The 11055-nt window shown below is 74.1% G+C and carries 9 protein-coding genes; 5 read left to right on the top strand and 4 right to left on the bottom strand.

Going from position 1 to position 11055, the window contains the following annotated elements; genetic code table 11:
- Positions 1-91: 91 nt before the first annotated feature.
- Positions 92-973 (bottom strand): MaoC family dehydratase, encoded by an 882-nt coding sequence (locus AC069T_RS01980; protein WP_478780823.1) that lies wholly within the window; start codon positions 971-973, stop codon positions 92-94.
- Between the two features lie 394 nt (positions 974-1367).
- Positions 1368-2684, bottom strand: coding sequence for a 3-oxoacyl-ACP reductase (locus tag AC069T_RS01975; protein ID WP_478780822.1), 1317 nt, complete (start codon positions 2682-2684; stop codon positions 1368-1370).
- A gap of 85 nt (positions 2685-2769) precedes the next feature.
- Here AC069T_RS01975 and AC069T_RS01970 point away from each other — a divergent pair, with 85 nt between their 5' ends.
- Positions 2770-4077 carry an acetyl-CoA C-acetyltransferase gene (locus AC069T_RS01970; protein ID WP_478780821.1) on the top strand — a complete coding sequence of 436 codons (1308 nt, stop codon included), beginning with the start codon at positions 2770-2772 and terminating at the stop codon, positions 4075-4077.
- A 236-nt stretch (positions 4078-4313) separates the two neighbouring features.
- Positions 4314-6209 (top strand): AMP-dependent synthetase/ligase, encoded by a 1896-nt coding sequence (locus AC069T_RS01965; RefSeq protein WP_478780820.1) that lies wholly within the window; start codon positions 4314-4316, stop codon positions 6207-6209.
- A 105-nt stretch (positions 6210-6314) separates the two neighbouring features.
- On the opposite strand, the gene AC069T_RS01960 is transcribed toward AC069T_RS01965, so the two are convergent.
- Positions 6315-6518 (bottom strand): cold-shock protein, encoded by a 204-nt coding sequence (locus tag AC069T_RS01960; protein ID WP_006138897.1) that lies wholly within the window; start codon positions 6516-6518, stop codon positions 6315-6317.
- Positions 6519-6873: 355 nt separating this feature from the next.
- Between AC069T_RS01960 and AC069T_RS01955 the strand changes: the two genes are divergently transcribed.
- Both AC069T_RS01955 and AC069T_RS01950 read left to right on the top strand, forming a co-directional pair.
- Positions 6874-7722, top strand: coding sequence for a menaquinone biosynthetic enzyme MqnA/MqnD family protein (locus tag AC069T_RS01955; RefSeq protein WP_478780819.1), 849 nt, complete (start codon positions 6874-6876; stop codon positions 7720-7722).
- A gap of 66 nt (positions 7723-7788) precedes the next feature.
- Positions 7789-9594 carry a serine/threonine-protein kinase gene (locus AC069T_RS01950; protein WP_478780818.1) on the top strand — a complete coding sequence of 602 codons (1806 nt, stop codon included), beginning with the start codon at positions 7789-7791 and terminating at the stop codon, positions 9592-9594.
- 13 nt (positions 9595-9607) lie between these two features.
- Here the strand turns inward: AC069T_RS01950 and AC069T_RS01945 are convergent, their stop codons facing one another.
- A complete protein-coding gene (locus AC069T_RS01945) occupies positions 9608-10078 on the bottom strand; it encodes a hypothetical protein (protein WP_478780817.1) in 471 nt (156 codons plus the stop codon).
- 224 nt (positions 10079-10302) lie between these two features.
- Between AC069T_RS01945 and AC069T_RS01940 the strand changes: the two genes are divergently transcribed.
- Entirely contained in the window at positions 10303-11043 is a 741-nt protein-coding gene (locus AC069T_RS01940) for a prepilin peptidase (RefSeq protein ID WP_478780816.1), read from the top strand.
- Positions 11044-11055 lie beyond the last annotated feature (12 nt).

The raw sequence follows: 11055 nt of genomic DNA, 5'->3' as shown, positions 1-11055 counted from the left end.
GGGAGTCGACGCGGAGCGTCGGCGACCGACGACAACGCCGCAGATGTGCGTGCCAGACCCCGCGACGCCAGCATGATCCAAACGACAGGCCCTAGCTGCCAAGGGGGTGCACCTCTCCATTGAGGTGCAGGCCCTCGTCTCCGCGGAGTTCGAAGGCGGGGCCCTTCGACGCGTACGTCACCGTGCCCGGGAGCAGGACGGGGGCCCTGAACTCGGCGCGCACGCGCACCGGGCCGTCCGCGGGGCGTTCCGCCAGGCAGCGGGCGACCGTCCACATGCCGTGCGCGATGGCCCGGGGGAAGCCGAAGAGGCGGGCGGTCAGGGGGTGCAGGTGGATCGGGTTGCGGTCACCGGAGACGGCGGCGTAGCGGCGGCCGAGGCCGGCGGCGAGGTGCCAGGCTGCCTTCGCGGGCAGCTGTTCCCGGCCGGGTGACGCGGGCGGCCTGGGTCCGGGAGCGGGGTGCCCGGGCGGGGCCGGCGGTGTCGCCGTGCGGTGCCGGGCGAGGTAGGTGCTGCGGGACTCCCAGACGGCGGTGTCGTCGTCGGTCCTGGCCTCGGTGACCACGACCGCCTCGGTGCCGCGGCGGTGCGGCCGCAACTCGGCGACGTGTACGTCCAGTTGGTACTCGCCCGTGGTGCTGAGCGCCTGGTGCCGGGTGATCTCGATCGACGTGTGGACCAGGCCGAGGAGCGGGAGCGGGAACGTGCGGGCCGCCATGAGCCGCATGGCGAGCGGGAAGCCGAGGACGTGCGGGTACGTGACCGGCAGCGCGTCGGCGCCGGTCGCGAAGCCGCACACCCGTTCGTACGCGGCGAGCCGGGCGAGGTCGATGCGGACGCCCGGCAGGACGAGGCGGGTCCGGGGGGCGGTGGCCCCGGGGCGGGGGCGCCGCTTCACCGGGGAGAGGGCGGCGCCGCGGGCGAGGAGGGGGGTGAGGGCGGGCGGCGTGTCGAGAACGGTCCGGGTCTGCACGGGGGCTCCAGGGGGTTGGGCCGGCTTTGTGCCGGGTGCGCGGTCGGTCCGGGGGTGGGTCGGGGCCGTGCCGGTACATCCGCCCGTTGCACGCCGGGCGACCAGCCGCTTTGCATGAGCACCGGGATTGTCTGCCCGGCCTGCAACGGGCATCTGATGTACCGGCACGACCCCTTCTGCGGGAGGACGGGTGCGGACCGTGCGGATTGCGGTGCGGGCAGGCGTGGCCGGCGGGCCCGGGCCACTCCAGGTGCGGGCAGCCCGTCGGCGCCAGGGCGGCGCCGTTTCACCCGGCCTCAGTCGGGGCGCCAGGTGTCGGCGCACAGGGGGAGTGCGTCCACCCCGGCGCACCCGGCCGACCCCGGGTTCGGGGTCCCGGCCGGGCGCGTCAGTCCTACGCTCCGAGCAGGCTCTGCCCGCACACCCGGAGCACCTGCCCGTTCACCCCGCCGGACGCGGGATGGGCGAGATAGCCCGTCGCCTCGGCGACGTCCACCGGAAGTCCCCCCTGGCCGAGGGAGTTCATCCGGCGGCCCGCCTCGCGGATCAGAAGGGGAACGGCGGCCGTCATCCGGGTCTCGATGAACCCGGGGGCGACCGCGTTCACCGTGACCCCGTGCTCGGCAAGGGCACGCGGCGCCAGCGACCGCACCAGCCCGACGATCCCCGCCTTGCTCGCGGCGTAGTTCGTCTGACCCGCGTTCCCGGCGATCCCCGCGATGGACGCCGTGGCCACGATCCGGCCGCCGTCGCGCAGCACCCCGGCGGCCAGTAGCGCGTCCGTCGTGCGGAGCACACTCGCGAGGTTCACGTCGAGCACCGAACTCCAGCGCTCGGCGGGCATGTTGGCGAGCCGCCGGTCCCTGGTGATCCCCGCGTTGTGGACGAGGACACCGAGCCCGTCGGGCAGCGCGTCCGCGATCCGGGCGACCGCGTCACCGGCCGTGATGTCGAGCGCGAGCGCCCTCCCGCCGAGCCGCTCCGCGACCGAGGTCAGTTCCGCCCGCGCCGAGGGCACGTCCAGGCACACCACCGTGGCCCCGTCGCGGGCCAGGGTCGCGGCGACCGCCTCGCCGATGCCGCGCGCGGCTCCCGTGACGAGCGCGGTCCGTCCGGCGAGGGGCCGCGTCCAGTCGTCGGGCGCGGTCACCTCGCCCGCGCCGACCTCGATCACCTGTCCGCTGACGTAGGCGGACCTGGGGGACAGGAGGAAGCGGAGCGTCGATTCGAGGGCGGGGGCGGTCGCCGTGCCGTGGACGCGGACCAGCGTGACCGTGCGGCCCCGGCCGATCTCCTTGCCCAGCGAGCGCACGAACCCCTCCAGCGCCTGCTGGGCGGCGGCCTGATGGTGGTCGGCGGGGTCGAGCGGTGCTCCGAGGACCACGATCCGTCCACTGGCGGCGACCGAGCGGACCACGGGGTGCAGTGCCGCGTGGACCTCGGCGAGCGTGCCGACGTCGGTGACACCGGTGGCGTCGAGGAGCACGGCAGCGGGCCGTTCGGCGCCGGTCCCCACCCGCAGACCCGTGCGGGCCGGCACGTCTGCCAGGTCGAGCGCCGGTTTGCCCGCTGTCAGATGCAGCAACGGCCCCTCCAGCGTGGGCCGTCCGGCCGACCAGCGGTGCAGTGCGGCGGGCTGCGGCAGTCCGAGCCTGCGGGTCAGGAAGCGGCCCGGCGCGGTGCCGGCGAAACCCAGATAGCGGTCGGCCATTGTCCAACTCCCAGCGGGGACGTTACTTTACTCCAGAGTAAGGTTACCGATGGTAAGGCTACGGCAGGGTCAGGAGAAGGTCGAGATGAGCCCCCTCAGTCCGGCAACGGCGCACCCCGGTGCGGCGACCCCGCGCCCCGTCGCGGTGATCGGCGGTTGCCGCATCCCCTTCGCCCGCTCCGACGGCCCGTACGCGACGGCCTCCAACCAGGAGATGCTGACCGCGGCCGTCGACGGCCTGGCGGAGCGGTTCGCACTCCAGGAGCCCGGCGCGGTGGGGGAGTTGGTCGCCGGCGCCGTCCTCAAGCACAGCCGCGACTTCAACCTCGCCCGCGAGACCGTGCTCGGCTCGGCCCTGGACGCCCGCACCCCCGCGTACGACATCCAGCAGGCCTGCGGCACCGGTCTCCAGGCGGTGATCGCCGCCGCCAACAAGATCACCCTCGGTCAGACGGAGTCCGCCGTCGCGGGCGGCGCCGACACGACGAGCGACGCACCTCTCGGCGTCAACGACGGGCTGCGCCGCATCCTCCTTCAGGCGCGGCGCGCGAAGTCGGCGAGGGCGCGGCTGAAGGCGCTGGCCCGGATCCGGCCCGCCCACCTCGTCCCGGACATCCCCCGCAACGCCGAGCCGCGCACCGGCCTGTCGATGGGTGAGCACGCCGCCGTCACCGCCCGCGCCTGGGGGGTGACCCGCGAGGCGCAGGACGAACTCGCCGCGACGAGCCACCGGCGGCTGGCGGCGGCGTACGAACGCGGCCTCTTCCAGGACCTGGTGGTGCCGTTCCGGGGCCTCGCCCGCGACCAGAACCTGCGGCCTGGGTCCACGGTCGAGAAACTCGCCACCCTGAAGCCGGTGTTCGGCACCGGCGCTCCCGGTCCGACGATGACGGCGGGCAACTCGACACCCCTCACGGACGGCGCGGCCGTCGTGCTGCTGGCGAGCGAGGAGTGGGCGGCGGCGCGTCAACTGGAGCCGCTGGCGTACCTGACGGCGTACGAGAGTGCCGCGGTCGACTTCGCCGCGGGTGACGTGGCGGGCGGCGCGGACGGACTGCTGATGGCCCCCGCGTACGCGGTGCCGCGCATGCTGGAGCGGGCCGGGCTCGGCATCGAGGACTTCGACTTCGTCGAGATCCACGAGGCGTTCGCCTCCCAGGTCCTCGCGACGCTGGCCGCCTGGGAGAAACGCGGGCTCGCCCCCGTGGACCGCGCCCGCCTCAACGTCGCCGGCTCGTCGCTGGCCACCGGCCACCCCTTCGCCGCGACCGGTGCCCGCATCGTCGCGACCCTCGCCGCCCTCCTGGCGGAACGGGGCACCCCGGGCCGCGGTCTGATCTCCGTCTGCGCGGCCGGCGGCCAGGGGGTGACGGCGATCCTGGAGCGCCCGTGACGCCCCGGAGCCGGCCGGAGACCCTTCCGCCGTCTCCGGCCGCCCACACCTACCGGCGGTAACCCGCACGTCGCCCGCCCCGGAGCCCCACACACCCCACACGCGGGCCCCGTACGATCCCCGTCTCACCCGGGGGCCGACGCCGCCCCGCCCGCCTGAACTCCCCGCCCCTCAGCGCCGTATGAAAACGCACGACCCTCGCCCGGCCCGGGTCCCCGCAGTCAAGGAGCCGCCCCGTGTCCAGCCCGTACGCGTCCCCGTCCCCGCTGCCGGAACCGGAGATCAGGCGGCTGGACGGCGTCGTGCGCGAGGTGTCCCTGCCGCCGCTCGTGGCCCCCGTCACCCACGGCTCGCTCGCGGACATCCCGTTCGACAACGCGAGCGCGGCCCCCGGGGACGCCGTCCTCAGCCGCAAGGACGCGGACGGCGGCTGGCGCGACGTGAGCGCGGCCGACTTCGCGGCCCAGGTGCTCGCGGTCGCGAAGGGCCTGATAGCCGAGGGTCTGGCACCGGGCGACCGCATCGCCATCATGGCGCGGACGACGTACGAGTGGACGCTCCTCGACTTCGCCGCCTGGGCGGCCGGCCTGGTCACCGTCCCCGTCTACCCGACCTCCTCCGCCTTCCAGACCCGGTGGATCCTCCAGGACTCGGGGGCCGTCGCCCTCGCCGTGGAGTCCGTCACCCAGGCCGCCGCCCTCGGCCCCGAGCGCGACCGGATACCCGACCTGCGGCACATGTGGGTCTTCGAGAAGGACCACCTGGAGCGGCTCGCCGAACGGGGCCGGGACGTGCCGGACCAGGAGGTCGCCGTACGCCGGGGGGTGCTGGGGCCCGACACCCTCGCCACCCTCATCTACACCTCGGGCACCACCGGCCGCCCCAAGGGCTGCGTCCTCACCCACGGCAACTTCTTCGCCGAGATCGACAACGCGATCGAGATGCTCCACCCCATCTTCAAGGCGAAGTCCTCGGAGGCCGCCTCCACCCTGCTCTTCCTGCCCCTCTCGCACGTCTTCGGCCGGATGGTCGCGATCGCCTGCCTGCGGGCGCGGGTGAGACTGGGCCACGCCCCGAGCCTGCGCACGGAGGATCTCCTCGCCGACCTGGCGAGCTTCCGGCCCACCTTCCTGCTGGCCATCCCGTACGTCCTGGAGAAGGTCTTCAACACCGGCCGCGCGACCGCCGAGAAGCTGGGCCGCGGCTCCTCCTTCGACCGGGCGGCGGGCATCGCGTGCCGCTACGGCGAGGCCCTCGAGGCCCGGCAGCACGGCACGGGTCCCGGCCCCAACCGGAGCCTGCGCGCGGCCCGCGCCCTGTACGACCCGCTCGTCTACCGCCGCATCCGCAACGCCCTCGGCGGCCGGGTCCGGCACGCGATCTGCGGCGGCTCCCCGCTCGGCCGCCGCCTGGCCGCCTTCTACGCCGGTGCCGGCATCGAGATCTACGAGGGCTACGGCCTGACCGAGAGCACCGCGGCCGCCACCGTGACCCCGCCGCTCAAACCCCGGCTCGGCACCGTCGGCCGGCCGATGCCCGGCACCCGGGTGCGCATCGCGGGCGACGGCGAGGTGCTGCTGAGCGGCGGGCAGCTGTTCCGGGGCTACTGGGACCCGCACGCGGGCGGGGTCGTCCCCGCGGCTCCGGACGGCTGGTTCGCCACGGGCGACCTCGGCGAGCTGGACGACGACGGCTATCTGACGATCACCGGCCGCAAGAAGGAGATCCTGATCACGGCCGGCGGCAAGAACGTGGCTCCGGCCCCGCTCCAGGACTGGCTGCGCGCGCATCCCCTGATCGCCCAGTGCCTGGTCCTCGGCGACCGCCGCCCCTACGTCACCGCCCTCATCACCCTGGACCCCGAGGGCATCACCCACTGGCGCCGGATGAACGGCAAGCACAGCGTCCCGCCGGAACTCCTGCTGGACGACCCGGACCTGCACGCCGTGCTCCAGCGCGCGGTCGACGAGGCCAACAAACTCGTCTCCCGCCCGGAGTCGATCCGCCGCTACGCCGTCCTGCCCGGCGCGTTCACGGAGGAGGCCGGACATCTGACGCCGTCGATGAAACTGCGCCGCGAGGCGATCCTGCGGGACTTCTCCCGGCAGGTGGAGGCGATGTACGCGCAGTGACCGGCGGGCCGGACAGAGGCAGGAGCCCCGCACCAGGCCGGTGCGGGGCTCCTTGGGTACTGCTCTTCGTTCCGGATCAAAGCATCGGCTCTGGGAGCCGAAGGCTTACATCGGGGTGACGTTCTCCGCCTGCGGACCCTTCGGGCCCTGCGTGACGTCGAAGGAAACGGCCTGGTTCTCTTCGAGAGAACGGAAGCCGTTCGCATTGATGGCGGAGTAGTGGACGAAGACGTCCGGGCCGCCGCCTTCTTGGGCAATGAAGCCAAAGCCCTTTTCGGCGTTGAACCACTTCACGGTTCCGGTAGCCATAAGCCCTCCTTGGGCCCAAAGGGTTGCCCTGCTCCAGAACCTGCAAGGTGTAAACAACTGCGTGTTAACAACTGCATTTATCTGAATAAGACGAGAGCCCGCGGTCACATGCTCCGCAGGCTCTGTACTGCAAGGGAAACCAAACTGCAACGTGCGGCGAGCCTAGCACGCAGGCAGCCGAAAGCAACAGAGGTGAAGATCACGTCACCCGGATGTTTGACCGCCGTCCGGTCTGGGTTGACGTCGCGGTGCCGACTCGCTGTCGCGAGGGTTGACACAAGAGGTCGGGAGGGTTTCACACACCACTCGGGGACCCGGAGCCTGCACCGTACCGCATGGGGGCTAGCCTCGCGATGTGGACAATTCTCGCACCCGGCCGCGCGTCGGCCACATCCAGTTCCTGAACTGCCTGCCCCTGTACTGGGGGCTCGCGAGAACGGGCACGCTCCTCGACTTCGAGCTCACGAAGGACACCCCGGAGAAGCTCAGCGAGAAGCTGGTGCGGGGCGACCTCGACATCGGGCCGATCACGCTCGTCGAATTCCTCCGGCACGCCGACGAACTGGTCGCCTTCCCCGACATCGCGGTCGGCTGCGACGGCCCGGTGATGTCGTGCGTGATCGTCTCGCAGGTCCCGCTGGAGCAACTGGACGGCGCGCGGGTCGCCCTCGGTTCCACCTCGCGCACGTCCGTCCGCCTCGCCCAGCTGCTGCTGGCCGAGAAGGTCGGCGTGCAGCCGTCGTACTACACGTGCCCGCCCGATCTCAGCCTCATGATGCAGGAGGCCGACGCCGCCGTCCTCATCGGCGACGCGGCGCTGCGCGCCAACCTCCTCGACGGCCCGAAATTCGGCCTGGAGGTGCACGACCTGGGCGCCCTGTGGAAGGAGTGGACGGGCCTGCCGTTCGTCTTCGCGGTGTGGGCGGCCCGGCGCGACTACCTGGAGCGTGAGCCCGCCGTCACCCGCAAGGTCCACGAGGCCTTCCTCGCCTCCCGGGACCTCTCTCTCGACGAGGTCGGCAAGGTCGCCGAGCAGGCGGCCCGCTGGGAGGCCTTCGACGAGCGGGTCCTGGAGGAGTACTTCACGACGCTCGACTTCCGCTTCGGCGGCCCGCAGCTGGAGGCCGTCGCGGAGTTCGCCCGCCGGGTCGGACCCACGACCGGGTTCCCGGCGGACGTGACGGTGGAGCTGCTGAAGCCCTGAGGCTCCCGGGCCCGGCGGCACTACCCTGCTGGGGAACGCACAGCGTACGGGGGAGGGGTGGGGGCCATGCGGCCGCTGGATGTGGGCGAGCCCACCGTCGTGGGGCCCTACCGGCTGCTCGGACGGCTCGGCTCGGGCGGTATGGGCCGGGTCTATCTGGGCCGCAGCGCGGGCGGCCGCACGGTCGCGGTCAAGATGGTGCACCCGCACTTCGCGCTCGACGAGGAGTTCCGCGCCCGTTTCCGGCGCGAGGTGGACGCCGCGCGCCGGGTCGGGGGCGCCTGGACGGCCCCGGTACTGGACGCCGACCCGGAGGCACCCGTGCCCTGGGTGGCCACCGGGTACGCGGCGGGGCCCTCGCTGGCGGGCGCGGTCGCGGAGCGCGGCGCGCTGCCGGAGCACTCCGTACGGGTCCTCGGCGCGGGCCTGGCCGAGGCGCTCGAAGCGGTGCACGCCCTGGACCTCGTCCACCGCGACGTCAAACCGTCCAACGTCCTGCTGACCCTCGACGGCCCGCTGCTGATCGACTTCGGCATCGCCCGGGCCACGGACGGCACGGCCTCCCTGACCTCGACGGGGGTGTCGGTCGGTTCGCCCGGCTACATGTCGCCCGAACAGATCCTCGGCAGGCGGGTCACGGCCGCCGCGGACGTCTTCTCCCTGGGCGCGGTACTGGCGTACGCCGCGACCGGGCAGCCGCCCTTCCCCGGCGACTCGTCCGCCTCCCTCCTCTACAAGGTGGTGCACGAGGAGCCGGTGCTCGGCGAAATGGCGGGCGAACTGCGGGAACTGGCGGCCCGCTGTCTGGCGAAGGACCCCGGCGACCGCCCCGCCCCGCGGGAGGTCGCCGGGCGGCTGGCCCCGCACGGGGCGGCCCGGCTGGTGGCGGCGGGCTGGCTGCCGGGACCGCTCGTGGAACAGGTCAGCCGCAGCGCCGTCCAGCTGCTGAACCTGGAGGCCGCGGGGACGGCGCCCTCGGGGCTCGTGGGCTTCACCAGCCCGTCGGTGCCCGGTACGTCGGGAGCGGTGTCCGGCGCGGGGCCGGGACTGTCGGCGCAAACGGGGTCCGTCCGGGACGCCGGGCCCTTTGACGGCGCAGGTCCGGCGGGAGAGGGGGCGTTCGGACCGCCGCCGAAGGGGGTGTTCGGGCCGGCGCCCGTGATGCCGGCGCCCGCCCGTCCGGCCGTGCCGCGTGTCCCTCGGTCGCGGCCGGAGCACACCGCGGGAGCCGAAGGCGCCGCGTCGCCCCAGGACGCGCGCCCGGACGGGGCGGCCGCCGGGCCGACACCGGGCAGGCTGTCCGTGAGCGTGGCCGCGGCCTCCGCGCCGGGCGCGAACGGGCGCGGCCGGAAGCTGAGTTGCACGGTCGCCCTGGCGGTCGCCGGGGCGCTGGCCGCGGTGACGGTGGGCTCCGCGTTCCTGTTCCAGCTGATGCAGGGCGGCGGCCCGGGCGGGAACGACACGGCGGGCGGGAGCCCGTCGGCCTCGGGGAGCGCGCCCGACGCCGGGAGCGACGCGTCCGGCATCCCCGCCTCCTACCTCGGCACCTGGGAGGGGAAGGCCCTCGCGCTCGACGGCGCCCTCGCCGCCGGCACGATCCGCGTCACCGTCCGCCGGGCGGAGCCCGGTGAGGAGTTCGGCACGTTCCGGCAGACCGACCAGATCGGCGGTGTCTGCGACGACGTCCTGATCCTGAGGAAGGTCACACCGAAGCAGCTCGTCGCCACCAGCGTGGCGAGGAAGAGCAACGGCTCGCAGTGCACGACGGGCAGACACGAGGTGCGCCTGACACCGGTCGGGGACGACCTGTCCTACGAGACGGACAACCAGGCGGCGGGCAACCCGACCGCCCGGATGTCCAAGGTCGAGTGAGGGACCTCCCGGGTCAGGCAGGTGACGACGGGGAGCCGCCGGGGTTCCTCCGCGGGAGGTACCGGACGAGTACGGCGACGAGCAGGGCCGCGCCGGCGAGCGTCGCGGCCAGGCCCACGGCCCAGACGTACGGATACTGCGCCTGGACCCAGCAGGGGCCGCCCTCGGTGCCGCAACTGCCGTAGCGGTGACGTCTCTTGGGTGTCAGCGACCCGAAGACGACGAGCAGCAGCAGTACCGTCCCCGCCGCGCCGGGCAGGGATGCCGAGACCCGGGCCAGCGAACGGGCCTTGTCGCGGCGCCAGTTCACGCGCGTCAGCGGCGCGACCGCGGCAGCCGCCGCCCAGGGCAGCGCCGCACCGACGGTGACCGCGAATCCGTAGCCGCCGCCGGGCCAGCCGGGAGCGGCGCCGCCCCAGACCGCCCGCCCCCACGAGGACACCGCGAGGGCGAAGGCGATCAGCGCCGCTGCGACGGCCGCCACGACGAGACAGCCGAAGGCCGTGTCCCGCCGGCTCGTGCGTACCGGCGCCCGGGTCCCGCGCCCGGGGGAATGGCGGTACCGCAGCCCCGGCGCCGCCGCCCTGCGCCGCTTCGGCCTGGCCGATCCGCTCACGCCGGCCGCCCCCTCACCGTGTCAACTGCCGCCCCACGTAGGTGAACACCTTCTCACTGCCGCCGGGCGGCCCGCCTGCGTAGGGTGTGTGCGTGGATCTCGACGTGGGGGTGCTGACCGCCGTCGCCGCCGGGTGGGGTGCGGCCGCCGGGCTGCTGGTGCCGCGGGCCGCCTACCGTCTCGCCGTCGACCCGGACGAGCCCCGGCGGGACCGCTGCCCCGCCGGACACGCGATCACCGGTGCCGCGGGCGGCTGGATCGGCCGGGCGCGCTGCCCGGAAGGCGACCGGTACGGGCCCGGCACCCCCGCCGTCTGCCTCGTCACCGCCCTCGTCTGCGCCGCTCTCGCGCCGGCCACCGGGATCCGGCCGGAACTGGTCGTCTGGCTGCTCCTCGCCCCGCTCGCCGTGCTGCTGGCCGTCGTGGACTTCCGCGTGCAGCGGCTGCCCGACGCGCTCACCCTGCCGCTCGCGGGCGCCGCGCTCGCCCTGCTCGGCGGGGCCGCCCTGGCCCCCGGACACGCGGGCGACTGGCCGACCGCGCTGTCCGGCTCGCTCGTGCTCGGCGGCGCGTACTTCGTGCTCTTCCTCATCAGCCCCCAGGGCATGGGGTTCGGGGACGTGAAGCTCGCGCTGGGACTCGGCGCTGTGCTCGGCTGGTACGGGTGGAGCGTGCTGTTCCTCGGGACGTTCGCCGGGTTCCTGTTCGGGGGGCTGTACGGGCTGGCGCTCGTGGTCGTGCGGCGCGCCGGACGCAGGACGTCGATGCCCTTCGGCCCGTTCCTGATCGCGGGAGCCTTCGTGGGCCTGCTGATCGGGGCGTACGCGGCCTGACGTCGGGCTCCC

Source organism: Streptomyces sp. NPDC043867 (assembly GCF_056435845.1).
Note: the sequence above shows the minus strand (reverse complement) of the source record. Positions and strands in the feature narration are given on the sequence as shown.